Here is a 12,073-nt window from a genome sequence, read left to right as displayed (position 1 = left end):
TTTAATTGTTCTCCTGCGGATTTGTAAGCTCTCTAAATAAACTCTCAAGGTTTTTGTTTTTGCGTGATAGTTGAAGGATTTTTAATTGATTATCATGAGCAAAATCAAAGACCTTTGGGCGCATATCTATATTGGAACCAAAAGTAATTTGATAGACAAAACCATAAATGTTTTCAACTTTAGAAACATGAGGTAATTTCGATATAAAAGCTTCTTCAATACGATAATCGAATTCTACTTCGATGATTTGCTCATCTTCATTCATTAAGTCTTTGAGAAGTTTATCGCTTACAATTTGTCCATTATTGATAATGATCACTCTATCGCACATGGCTTCAACTTCTTGCATTATGTGAGTAGAAAGAAAGACAGTTTTTTCTTTGCCTATAGCTCGTATAAGCTCTCTTATTTCAACCAATTGATTCGGGTCTAAGCCCGTCGTTGGTTCATCCAAAATGAGCACACTTGGATCATGCAATAAGGCACTTGCTAGGCCTACTCTTTGACGATATCCTTTAGACAGTTGGCCGATTTTTTTATTGGCTTCCGGAGTTAAACCAGTGCGTTGTATTACTTCTTCTATTCTTCCCTTCTGTACTTTGTAAACTTTAGCATTAAATGCTAAGTATTCACGCACATACATATCTAAATATAATGGATTATGCTCTGGTAAATACCCAACACTTTTCTGAACATCAATAGGTTGCTTTCTAATATCAAAACCATTTACAGTAGCAGATCCGTCATTAGGGTCTAAGAATGTGGTAAGGATTCTCATCATAGTAGATTTTCCGGCACCATTAGGACCAAGAAAACCAACGACTTCACCTTTTTTTATTTTAAAAGAAACATTATGTAATGCTTTTTGTTCGTTGTATGACTTAGAGATATTAGAAACAGATATAGACATTGATGAATACTAAAATTTTTATAGTTATCAAATGTAATAATTCCAGAGATATTGTATAAACACAACCATAAAAAACATAAAAGAGATTAACATAACCGTAATGCTGAGGTAATGTATAACTCAAAATAACAAGGTACATTTAATCATATAAAGTTGTCGTTATGCTTACTATACTAAAAAAAGTATCAGAAAAACTCATCAATAAACTACTGTATTCGGCACAGAAATTCTTCTTTATAGTGTTATATCCTTTTTTTAAAAAGGAACTATTTAGGCATTAGTATCTTGGTTTTTGATAATGAATGAGTAAAATAAAAAGTCTTATTTGGGGAGTTGCAACTGCTGCTGCTCAAACAGAAGGTGCTTATCGTACAGATGGAAAAGGGCTTTCAATTTGGGATGTGTTTACAAGAAAAACACATAAAATCAAGGATAAGTCTAATGCGAAAGTTGCAATAAATTTTTACGAAAGGTATAAAGAAGACATAGATATAGCTGTAAGTATAGGTCTCAAGGTTTTTCGGTTCTCAATTTCATGGTCAAGAATTCTTCCAGAAGGGGTAGGAAAGATTAACCCTAAAGGTATTGCCTTTTATAACAATGTTATTAATTACTGTCATGAGAAGGGAATAACACCTTGGATAACTACCTATCATTGGGATTTACCTCAAAAACTTCAAGAAAAAGGCGGTTGGACCAACAGAGAAGTAATCAACTGGTATGCAGATTATGTGACTATTCTACGAGACCATTTTGGGGATCGGGTGAAGTATTGGATTTTGATTAACGAAGGTATTGTTTGCATGGGAGGTGGCTACTTTTTGGGAGTACATGCGCCCGGAAAAATTGGGATTCAGAACTTTTTGGTGAGTACTCATCATCTTCTATTAGCACAGGCAAAAGGATTTGAAGTCTTAAAGAAAAAGAAAAACCTCAAGGTGGGGACAGCTATAAGTTGTACAAAAATAGAACCTTATAGAAATACATCAAGAGATATAAAAACTGCTAAGCGAATTGATGCCTTAATGAATAGGCTATTTATAGAACCTCATTTAGGAAAAGGGTATCCATTTCAGGATTTGCCAATATTGAGACGAATGTCAAAATACTGTATCGATGGAGATGAAGATAAATTAAAGGTTGATTTTGACTTTTGGGGTATTCAAACATATACCAGAGAAGTTGTGAAAAGTACTTGGTATATACCCTATTTAGGAGCGTTATTGGTAAAACCAAAATATAGAAATGCTGAAACTTCAATTATGGGTTGGGAGACGTATCCAAAAGGAATTCCTTATTTTTTGAATCGATTCTCAAAGTACGACCCAAAGAAACCTTTGTGGTTAACTGAGTGTGGAGTGGCTTTATCAGAACAAGAAGATGATATTAAAAGAATAGCATATTATAGAGAAGTGATATCAGGAATGGACTCGGTATTGAATGAAGGAATTAATTTGAAAGGAATATTACTTTGGACTCTCGTCGATAATTTTGAATGGGCAGAAGGGTATATCCCAAAATTTGGTATTGTAAGTTTCGATCCTAAAACTTTAAATCGAACCTGGAAAAAAACTGCATATTGGCTCAAGGAATATTTGTCAAATATAAAACTCTGAAGTATGCTTAATATCCTTCAATACAAACGTACTATTTAAAACACCAATATTTTCAATTTTAGAAAGCTTGGATTTAACAAAATCATGATATTCTTCTAAACTTCGGGTGTGTATTTTTAAGATGAAGTCAACCTGACCTGCCATGTGATAACATTCTTGTACTTCTTTCAAATTCTGTATTTGTTCTTCAAACTTTTCTATAAATGCTTCGTTGTGATATCGCATAGAAACTTGACAGATTGTTGTGATCGATCTATCTATTAGTTTTTTGTCCAAAATAGCAACATATTTTTTTATGAAACCTTGATGTTCTAATCTTCGTATTCTTTCATAAACCGGAGATGGGGTTATGTTTAAAATTTGCGCAATTTCTTTTGCTGTTTTTTTAGCATCTTCCTGAAGAATTCTCAGTATAGTTATGTCTGTTTGGTCTAATTGTTCCATAAGTGATCAAAAAAATTACTTCAAAATTCGATTTTAATATATGTTTAAAGTAAATATAGCTATAAAATAAAATATAAACAGGAATTATTACTTAATTCTTTTAATTATTCGGCTATAAAAGCTCTATTTGTTACTTTAGTAAGTAAATAACACTTTTTAAGTGTTAAAATTTTAAGTAATTATGAATACAAATACGGTTATTTTAGTTATCGGTGCTAATGGGCAGCTAGGGTCTGTGTTAACCACATCTTTACAAGAAAAATATGGTGTTGATCAAGTAATAGCTTCAGATTTAAGAAAGAGAGAAGGGTTTAATGGGGTTTTTGAAGTAGTTGATGCAACAGATATTAATAGAATACATGAAGTAGTAACTCAATATAAAGTTACACAGATATATCATTTGGCAGCAATTCTTTCAGCTAAAGGAGAAGAAAACCCATTGCAAACTTGGGATATTAACATGAAAACATTGTTTAATGTTTTGGAAGTGTCCAGACTACATGAAATTGAAAAAGTATTTTTCCCAAGTTCGATTGCAGTTTTCGGGGAAGGAGCAAACTTAGACAATACGCCTAACAATTCATATTTAGATCCGTCAACAGTATATGGTATTAGTAAAGCAGCTGGTGAAAATTGGGCGCAGTATTATTATACAAAATATGGTTTAGATGTAAGATCAATTCGATATCCAGGAGTAATAGGTTATCAATCTATGCCTGGAGGAGGTACTACAGATTATGCAGTAGATATATTTCATAAAGCAGTACTTAAAGAAGAGTTTAATTGTTTCCTAAAAGAAGATACCATGCTTCCAATGATATTTATGGAAGATGCTATACGAGCAACTATTGAGCTGATGGAAGCACCTAAAGAAGATATTTCATTAAGAACATCATATAATATAGCAGGTATTAGTTTTTCTCCTGCTCAAGTAGTAGAAGAAATTCGTAAATTATATCCAGAATTTAAAGTAAACTATGCTCCAGATTTTAGACAAGAAATAGCGGCTAGTTGGCCAAAATCTATAGATGATACGGTAGCTAGAAACGATTGGGGATGGAAAGCTAATTTTGACCTTAAAGGTATAGCCGAAATCATGATGGCGAAATTAAAGGAAAAATATAAAAATGGGTCAAAAAATCTAGAGACGTTGTTACTCTGATCTTTGCCTATCCATAAAATAATTACCAAGCATTAAAATATAGAAGAATGTTTTCCAATATTAAAGAAGATTTACAAAAAGAACTTGATGAAATTAAAGCTGCTGGGCTATATAAGTCTGAGCGTATAATTACTACTCCGCAGGGAGCAGAGATCGATACTACCAAAACCACCCATGTTTTAAACTTTTGTGCAAATAACTACTTAGGACTTTCATCTCATCCAGATGTGATAAAGGCAGGAAAAGAAGCTATTGATTCCCATGGGTATGGATTATCATCTGTGAGATTTATTTGTGGTACCCAAGATATTCATAAAGAACTAGAGAGAAAAACTGCAGAGTTTTTAGGGATGGAAGATTGTATTTTATATGCTGCGGCTTTTGATGCAAATGGAGGGGTTTTTGAGCCTATTTTGGGACCCGAAGATGCGATTATTTCTGATGCATTAAATCATGCATCTATCATAGACGGAATCCGATTATGTAAAGCAAAACGTCTAAGATATGAGCATAATAATATGGTAGACCTTGAAAAACAATTAAAGGATGCAGAAGGAAGCCGAAGAAAATTAATCGTTACAGACGGCTCTTTTTCTATGGATGGAACTATAGCACAGTTAGATAAAATTTGTGATCTGGCAGATAAGTACGGTGCTATGGTGATGATAGACGAATGTCACTCTACTGGGTTTTTGGGTAAAACAGGTAGAGGTACCCATGAATATAGAAATGTAATGGGACGTATAGATATCATTACTGGTACCTATGGAAAAGCCCTAGGAGGAGCATCTGGAGGTTTTACGGCAGCAAGAAAAGAGATTGTAGATATGTTACGCCAACGTTCCCGACCGTATTTGTTTTCTAATACCGTTGCCCCTTCAATAGTAGGAGCATCTATAAAGGTGTTGGACCTTTTAAGTTCTTCAACAGAATTGAGAGATAAACTCGAAAGAAATACGAAGTATTTTAGATCGGAAATGAGTAAAGCAGGTTTTGATATTATCCCAGGAGACCATCCCATCGTTCCCGTGATGTTATATGAGGCTACTTTGGCACAAGATTTTGCAGCAAAGTTATTGGATGAAGGAATTTATGTGATTGGGTTTTTCTATCCAGTCGTTCCCAAGGGTAAGGCAAGAATTAGAGTACAATTATCGGCTGGACATGAACAACATCATTTAGAAAAAGCAGTAAAAGCATTTACCAAAGTGGGTAAAGAGCTGGGAGTGATTTGATTACGAACGTTTGTTAGCTTCTGAAAATATAGAAAGTTGGTAATAGAACGAAGTTTTTAATTAGAAAAATGTACAAATAGTTAGTATTTGTTTAGAATTTGATGATAATGTACTAGCAGCGGTGAAAAAAATGAAAAAATATTTTGAATCGCGATACTTTTACCTACTTTAGCAATGTAAAACAATAGACAATGAGTAACGTATTTACTTGGAACCGATTTTATTTTTTCTTCTTTTATTTTAAAAGTAAGATCGGGATTGCTATGTAAATATTAGTTAATAACATATCATAAGAATCCCGCTGAAAAGTCGGGATTTTTTTTTGATAAGAAAATTAAGAACAATTGAGCAAAAAAGTAGCCATACAAGGAATTAAAGGTTCATATCATCATGGTGTTGCACAAGCCTATTTCGGAGAAAACATAGATGTAGACGAATGTATGTCATTTCAGGAATTAGTACGTAGTCTGGAGAATCAAAAAAGTACAGATGCTGTAATGGCTATAGAGAACTCGATTGCAGGGTCTATTATACCAAATTATGCCTACATTGATGAGCATGATCTAACCATAAGTGGTGAGTATTTCTTACCAATTCATCATTGTTTGATGGCATTGCCGGGTCAGAATATATCAGATATTAAAGAGGTGTACTCACATCCTATGGCGTTGCTGCAATGTAAGGAGTTTTTTAGGGAGCATCCTCATATTAAATTGGTCGAAGATGCAGATACTGCAGACGTTGCTAAAAGAATTCATGACAAAAAATTAACTGGAGTTGCGGCAGTGGCAGGTGAAACTGCCGCAAATATTTATCAGCTCGAAATTTTGGCTAGAGAAATACAAACGATTAAATCTAATAGTACACGCTTTTTTGTGTTACATACAAGAGAAGATTCTGGGGTTAGTAAAACTGATATTAATAAAGCATCGCTTAAGTTCTTAACAGATCATAAAAGAGGAAGTTTGGCTACGGTATTAAATGTAATGAGTGATTGTAATTTGAACCTTACCAAAATCCAATCGTTACCTATTATCGATATGCCATGGAAATATTCATTTTTTGTAGATGTCACCTTTAATGAATATGCAGACTATGAAAAGGCAATGTCAATTTTAAAAATTATGGCATTAGAGCTTAAAGTATTAGGAGAATATAAAAACCAAAACGGATGAATTTTCAAACAGCAAAAAGATTAGAATCGGTAGAGGAGTATTATTTCTCAAAGAAACTACGAGAGGTTAGGGAGTTGGCAGCTTCAGGAAAACCAATTTTAAATATGGCTATCGGAAGTCCTGATTTGGATCCTCCTCAAGAAGTTGTACAGGCTATAAAGGATGCTGTAGTCGTAGATGGGGCACATAAATATCAAAGTTATCAAGGACTACCAGAATTGCGTGAGGCAATTGCAGATTTCTACAAAGACAAATATGATGTAGAGCTTGATCCTAAAAATGAAATTTTGCCATTAATGGGTTCCAAAGAAGGAATCATGCATATCTCATTGGCATATCTTAATGAAGGAGACGAGGTTTTGGTGCCAAACCCAGGTTATCCAACATATACTTCTGTTACAAAATTGGTAGGCGCAACACCAGTATATTATGATCTAAAGGATGAGAATGGTTGGGAACCAGATTTTGAAAGCCTCGTTAAAAAAGATTTAAGCAAGGTCAAAATTATGTGGATCAATTATCCTCATATGCCTACAGGGGCTTCAGGAAATAAAGCATTGTTTGAAAAATTAATCAATTTTGCGAAAGAACATCAAATTTTATTGGTAAAAGATAATCCTTACAGCTTTATTTTAAATGATAGTCCCACTAGTATCTTGTCTGTCTCCGGTGCAAAAGAAGTTGCACTAGAGCTTAATTCATTAAGTAAAACTTTCAATATGGCAGGTTGGAGAGTAGGAATGGTAAGTGGAAGTTTAGATAAAATTGAAGCCATTTTGAAAGTGAAAAGTAATATGGATAGCGGAATGTTTCAAGGGATTCAAAAAGGAGCTATTGCAGCATTAAAAATTTCAGATAAATGGTACACGAAAATGAATGCTGTATATCGAGAAAGAAGAGAATTGATTTGGGAATTAGCTTCCCTTTTAGGTTGCAGTTATGATAAGAGTGCAAAAGGCATGTTTGTTTGGGCAAAACTACCAAAAGGAATAGATGCAGTATCGTTTATAGATTATATCTTGTATAAAAAAGATATATTCATAGCTCCAGGGGATATTTTTGGAAGTAACGGAAAAGGATATATTCGTTTTTCATTATGTGTAACCAAAGAAAACATAAAGGAAGCTATTGGGAGATTTGATAAGGAAACTAATAAATTACTTAGTGCAATAGGAACTCAAAAGATTGCAGAAAAAAGTATTGCTAAATAGAAATAGGATGAAAGTTTTCATTGTTGGAATAGGGTTAATTGGCGGGTCGTTTGCCATAGACATAAAAGCAGCATTTAACGAGGCAGAAATCTATGGAGTAGATCAAAGTGAGGAGCATTTAGATAATGCTCTTTCCTTAGGTTTGATAGATCATAAATCAAATTTTGAGGGATTAGATCTCGCCGATGTGGTGATCGTAGCAATACCAGTAGATGCTACGGTAGAAGTGTTATCAGATATTCTAAACAAAGTAAAAGATGATTGTTTGGTTTTTGATGTTGGATCGACAAAGAAGAAGCTTTGCGAAACTGTTATGAGTCATCCTAAAAGAAGGAATTATCTTGCTGCTCATCCTATTGCTGGAACAGAATTTTCTGGCCCTCAAGCAGCAATAGCAAATTTGTATAGAGGAAAAACCAACATCATTTGTGAAGTAGAAAAAACGGCATTTAAGCTTCAGGAAAAGGGGATGGAGATTTTTTCACGATTAGGTATGAGGATACGCTATATGGATCCCGTATCCCATGATAAACATATCGCTTATGTTTCCCATTTGTCGCATATTAGTTCATTTATGCTGGGTAAAACAGTGATAGAAAAAGAAAAAAACGAGAGAGATATTTTTGATATGGCTGGTAGTGGTTTTGCTTCGACAGTGCGGCTAGCAAAAAGTTCTCCGGCGATGTGGGCTCCAATATTCAAACATAATAAAGAAAATGTTATAGAGACATTGCAAGAATATATTTCAAACTTAAATCAATTTAAAGAGTTCATGGAAAATGATGATTTTGACGAAATATATAAAGAGATGGAAAATACAAATCACATAAAAACAATTTTAAAAGGAATTTCATAAAAAAATCACAAACAAAAATACTTAAGAACGCTAGATCGATATGGAAAATAAGAAGGAACTTAGAACATGGTTAGATGATTATAATTTGGATCACCCGCTGGTGATCGGAGGACCATGTAGTGCAGAAACTGAAGACCAGGTATTAAAGATTGCGCATCAGCTTAAAGATTCAGATGCCACAGTTTTAAGAGCTGGTATATGGAAACCTAGAACCCGGCCAGGTAATTTTGAAGGGGTAGGTGCATTAGGTCTTAAATGGTTACAAAGAGCAAAAGAAGAAACAGGACTTAAGATAGCTACAGAGGTGGCAAATCCGCATCATGTAGAACTGGCGCTAGACCATGGTGTCGATGTACTTTGGATTGGCGCAAGAAGTACAGTTTCTCCATTTATCGTGCAAGATATTGCTGATGCATGTAAAGGAATCGATAATCCAGTGCTGATCAAGAATCCTATAAACCCAGATCTTTCTCTTTGGTTAGGGGCGGTAGAACGTTTCTATACTGCCGATGTTAAAAACCTTGGAGTTATTCATAGAGGTTTTTCTACCTATGAGAAAACAAAATATCGTAATATTCCAGAATGGCAAATTCCTATTGATCTGCAAAACCGTTTTCCAGATTTACCATTAATATTGGATCCTTCTCATATTGCAGGAAGAAGAGATTTGATTTTTGATCTGTCTCAAACGGCATTAGATCTTAATTTTGATGGATTAATTGTCGAAACACATTATGATCCAGATAATGCATGGAGCGACGCCAAACAACAAATTACTCCAGAAACATTGATTCAGTATATGAAAGATTTAAAAATTCGTAAAGAAGTTGGTGTAGATGAAGCTTACCAAAAAGCGCTAAGTGAATTAAGAGCAAAGATAGATGTTGTAGATAATCAATTGTTAGATGTGTTATCAAGAAGAATGAAAATTTCTGATGAGATAGGAAAAGTAAAAGCAAAGCAAAATGTGGCTATCCTTCAGTCAAAAAGATGGAATGAAATACTGGGTAAAATGATTCTTGAAGGAGAAGAAAAAGGGTTGAGCGAAGAGTTTATGCTTAGAATTTATAAGGCGATTCACCAGGAATCTATAAATCACCAAAAAAAGGTAGCAAGAAGTTAATGTATTTAAAAAAGTCACTTGTTATAATCAACAAGTGACTTTTTTGTATTATAATTTTCTTTTAAACGTATATCTGGTGATATAAATCCCGTTACCATCATCGGCACCTCCAAAACTCTCTACTCCACTGTTTATAAAAGCGAGCTCCCATCCTTCTTGAGCCATGCTGTTAATTTTTGATGTGACTACTGCATCGTTTGCTGCTATGTTTTGAAAACGAATACCTCCTAAATTGAAGAAGTTTAAAAGTTTGGTTTCTTCAAAATCTTTCACTCTAATTTTTCCTCGATCAGATTTGTTTCTTTTGTCATCGGTAGCAGATCGTGTAGAAGTAAAATCTTTGTAATCTCTGGTCTCATTTGCAGAAATCATTCTCGATCTACCTAATCCGCTCGGTATAATAGATTCAACTACAGTTACAATTTCATACTCATATTCTTGCTGCGCAAATGAGTTTTGAATGGCTAAGATTCCGATAAAAATTCCTAAGAATAGTCTTTTCATAATTTAGTAATAATTTAATTGATGAACGTACAAAAATATTTTGCCGTACTTTTTTGTTTTTGTTTATAGGTTTGACGAATACGAAACAAACTGCACGTAAATAAAAAGTATTTTTTTTCTAAATATTTGGGCTGGGTGCGATATTTTGAAGTTAAGAAATACTTTCTTAAGAGACACTATATGCTCAAAAAAGTATAATTCAATGAGAAAGCATTGTATTATTTTGCATCTTTGCACACTATGACAGGAACTGTATATAAATCTACCGGGAGTTGGTATACCGTAAAGGCTGAAGATGGTAAGGTGTATGAGTGCCGTATAAAAGGTAAGTTTAGAATACAGGGGATCAAAAGTACAAACCCCGTTGCTGTAGGTGATCTGGTAGATTTTAAATTAGAAACCAAGAATGATCAAGTTACAGGGGTGATAGAAAAAATTCATGATCGTCAGAACTATATAATTAGAAAATCGGTTAAGCTTTCTAAGCAAACACATATTATAGCTTCTAATATTGATGTAGTTTTTCTCTTAGTTACTTTAAATAATCCACCCACATTTACGACTTTTATCGATCGTTTTCTTGTAACTGCCGAAGCATATGGTATTAAAGCTGTTTTACTTTTTAATAAGATTGATACTTACAATGAAGATGAACTTGTAGAAATAAAATATTTAGCTGCATTATATAGACAAATAGGGTATGAGTGTATAGGTATTTCTGCAAAAACAGGTAAGAATGTAGATAAAGTAAAAGCTCAAATGGAAGGTAAAGTAAGTATGTTTTCTGGGCATAGTGGAGTGGGAAAATCTACCTTAATTAATACTATTGAATCTGGCCTGTCCCTGAGAACCGCAGAAATAAGTGATCAACATCAACAAGGACAACATACTACAACCTTTGCAGAAATGTTTGATCTAAGTTTCGATGCAAAAATTATTGATACTCCAGGAATAAAAGGGTTTGGGGTAGTTGATATGGATAAGGAAGAATTAGGAGATTATTTTCCAGAGTTTTTTGAATTGAAACAACATTGTAAGTTTAATAATTGCCTGCATATTAATGAACCCAAATGTGCAATTAAAGAAGCCTTGGAGGAAGGGGAGATAGCCTGGTCAAGATATAAAAGTTATCTGCAAATACTTGAAGGTGATGAAGAGCATTACCGAAAAAACAATTATAGTGATGAGTAGCCTTTAATGAATAATCAAAAATGAACAATACTTTTTTTTGGCAATTCTTTAAATAACTATAAAAACTTCTCTCAGTATCATTTTTTGATACTCAAACAACGTATACTTGCATATTAAAATTATGAATTCAAAGGTTGTTTTTGAGTTCTATTAAAACTTTATATAGATGAAAGCAGTGATTCAAAGAGTTTCTGAAGCATCTGTAACTGTGGATGGGAAAATTATCTCCACTATTAAAAAAGGAATTCTTGTCTTAGTCGGAATAGAGAATGAAGATACTAATGAAGATATCTTATGGTTGTCTGGTAAAATTTCTCGATTGAGAATTTTCGGAGACGAAGACGGAATCATGAATAAAAGTATTCTAGATGTTGGAGGAGATGCGATAGTGGTAAGTCAGTTTACACTGCACGCTAGTACCAAAAAAGGAAATAGACCAAGTTACATCAAAGCTGCCAAGCCAGATATAGCGATACCTATATATGAGCAATTTGTAGAACAACTACAAGTTGATTTGGGTAAAAAAGTTGGGACAGGAATATTTGGAGCAGATATGAAGGTGTCGTTGTTAAATGACGGACCTGTAACCATATTGATAGATACAAAAAACAAAGAATAATACAACCCCTAGATTTAAGATTTTTTA

General features: G+C 33.7%; 12 protein-coding genes. 9 read left to right on the top strand and 3 right to left on the bottom strand.

The features are described from left to right. Position 1: 1 nt before the first annotated feature. A complete protein-coding gene (gldA, locus tag M0D21_RS11870) occupies positions 2-910 on the bottom strand; it encodes a gliding motility-associated ABC transporter ATP-binding subunit GldA (protein ID WP_248329738.1) in 909 nt (302 codons plus the stop codon). A 302-nt stretch (positions 911-1,212) separates the two neighbouring features. Here gldA and M0D21_RS11865 point away from each other — a divergent pair, with 302 nt between their 5' ends. Beyond that, positions 1,213-2,526: a glycoside hydrolase family 1 protein gene (locus M0D21_RS11865; protein WP_248329736.1), complete on the top strand. Its 1,314-nt coding sequence runs from the start codon at positions 1,213-1,215 to the stop codon at positions 2,524-2,526. Here M0D21_RS11865 and M0D21_RS11860 read toward each other — a convergent pair. Next, positions 2,509-2,970, bottom strand: coding sequence for an Lrp/AsnC family transcriptional regulator (locus M0D21_RS11860; protein WP_248329734.1), 462 nt, complete (start codon positions 2,968-2,970; stop codon positions 2,509-2,511). The two genes, M0D21_RS11865 and M0D21_RS11860, sit on opposite strands and share 18 nt — an antisense overlap. A gap of 181 nt (positions 2,971-3,151) precedes the next feature. On the opposite strand from M0D21_RS11860, the gene M0D21_RS11855 reads away from it, so the two are divergent. From M0D21_RS11855 to M0D21_RS11830, 6 genes are all read left to right on the top strand, one after another. Next, positions 3,152-4,132 (top strand): NAD-dependent epimerase/dehydratase family protein, encoded by a 981-nt coding sequence (locus tag M0D21_RS11855; protein WP_248329732.1) that lies wholly within the window; start codon positions 3,152-3,154, stop codon positions 4,130-4,132. Between the two features lie 47 nt (positions 4,133-4,179). Next, on the top strand, positions 4,180-5,367 hold the full coding sequence (gene kbl, locus M0D21_RS11850; RefSeq protein WP_248329730.1) for a glycine C-acetyltransferase: 1,188 nt from the start codon (positions 4,180-4,182) through the stop codon (positions 5,365-5,367). 344 nt (positions 5,368-5,711) lie between these two features. Further along, entirely contained in the window at positions 5,712-6,542 is an 831-nt protein-coding gene (locus M0D21_RS11845) for a prephenate dehydratase (protein WP_248329728.1), read from the top strand. Beyond that, the gene (locus M0D21_RS11840; protein WP_248329726.1) at positions 6,539-7,753 is read left to right on the top strand and encodes a pyridoxal phosphate-dependent aminotransferase; all 1,215 of its coding nucleotides are present in this window, start codon (positions 6,539-6,541) and stop codon (positions 7,751-7,753) included. Before M0D21_RS11845 ends, M0D21_RS11840 begins: the two co-directional genes overlap by 4 nt. Before the next feature lie 7 nt (positions 7,754-7,760). Beyond that, complete coding sequence (locus tag M0D21_RS11835; RefSeq protein WP_248329724.1) at positions 7,761-8,609, top strand: prephenate dehydrogenase; 849 nt, start codon at positions 7,761-7,763, stop codon at positions 8,607-8,609. A gap of 40 nt (positions 8,610-8,649) precedes the next feature. Further along, complete coding sequence (locus M0D21_RS11830) at positions 8,650-9,732, top strand: bifunctional 3-deoxy-7-phosphoheptulonate synthase/chorismate mutase type II (RefSeq protein WP_248329722.1); 1,083 nt, start codon at positions 8,650-8,652, stop codon at positions 9,730-9,732. A 48-nt stretch (positions 9,733-9,780) separates the two neighbouring features. Here M0D21_RS11830 and M0D21_RS11825 read toward each other — a convergent pair whose 3' ends face one another. After that, the gene (locus tag M0D21_RS11825; RefSeq protein WP_248329720.1) at positions 9,781-10,236 is read right to left on the bottom strand and encodes a hypothetical protein; all 456 of its coding nucleotides are present in this window, start codon (positions 10,234-10,236) and stop codon (positions 9,781-9,783) included. Between the two features lie 240 nt (positions 10,237-10,476). Here M0D21_RS11825 and rsgA point away from each other — a divergent pair, with 240 nt between their 5' ends. Both rsgA and dtd read left to right on the top strand, forming a co-directional pair. Continuing rightward, on the top strand, positions 10,477-11,427 hold the full coding sequence (gene rsgA, locus M0D21_RS11820) for a ribosome small subunit-dependent GTPase A (protein ID WP_248329718.1): 951 nt from the start codon (positions 10,477-10,479) through the stop codon (positions 11,425-11,427). A 166-nt stretch (positions 11,428-11,593) separates the two neighbouring features. Beyond that, on the top strand, positions 11,594-12,046 hold the full coding sequence (gene dtd, locus M0D21_RS11815; protein ID WP_248329716.1) for a D-aminoacyl-tRNA deacylase: 453 nt from the start codon (positions 11,594-11,596) through the stop codon (positions 12,044-12,046). Positions 12,047-12,073 lie beyond the last annotated feature (27 nt).

The sequence above is a fragment of the Aquimarina acroporae genome (assembly GCF_023195925.1).
GTDB classification, from domain to species: Bacteria; Bacteroidota; Bacteroidia; order Flavobacteriales; family Flavobacteriaceae; genus Aquimarina; species Aquimarina acroporae.
This window is presented reverse-complemented; position numbering and strand designations above follow the sequence as displayed.

Coding starts and splice junctions, on each gene's coding strand:
- gldA (WP_248329738.1), bottom strand. CDS start 910: ATGTCTATATCTGTTTCTAATATCTCTAAGTCATACAACGAACAAAAA.
- M0D21_RS11865 (WP_248329736.1), top strand. CDS start 1,213: ATGAGTAAAATAAAAAGTCTTATTTGGGGAGTTGCAACTGCTGCTGCT.
- M0D21_RS11860 (WP_248329734.1), bottom strand. CDS start 2,970: ATGGAACAATTAGACCAAACAGACATAACTATACTGAGAATTCTTCAG.
- M0D21_RS11855 (WP_248329732.1), top strand. CDS start 3,152: ATGAATACAAATACGGTTATTTTAGTTATCGGTGCTAATGGGCAGCTA.
- kbl (WP_248329730.1), top strand. CDS start 4,180: ATGTTTTCCAATATTAAAGAAGATTTACAAAAAGAACTTGATGAAATT.
- M0D21_RS11840 (WP_248329726.1), top strand. CDS start 6,539: ATGAATTTTCAAACAGCAAAAAGATTAGAATCGGTAGAGGAGTATTAT.
- M0D21_RS11835 (WP_248329724.1), top strand. CDS start 7,761: ATGAAAGTTTTCATTGTTGGAATAGGGTTAATTGGCGGGTCGTTTGCC.
- M0D21_RS11830 (WP_248329722.1), top strand. CDS start 8,650: ATGGAAAATAAGAAGGAACTTAGAACATGGTTAGATGATTATAATTTG.
- M0D21_RS11825 (WP_248329720.1), bottom strand. CDS start 10,236: ATGAAAAGACTATTCTTAGGAATTTTTATCGGAATCTTAGCCATTCAA.
- rsgA (WP_248329718.1), top strand. CDS start 10,477: ATGACAGGAACTGTATATAAATCTACCGGGAGTTGGTATACCGTAAAG.
- dtd (WP_248329716.1), top strand. CDS start 11,594: ATGAAAGCAGTGATTCAAAGAGTTTCTGAAGCATCTGTAACTGTGGAT.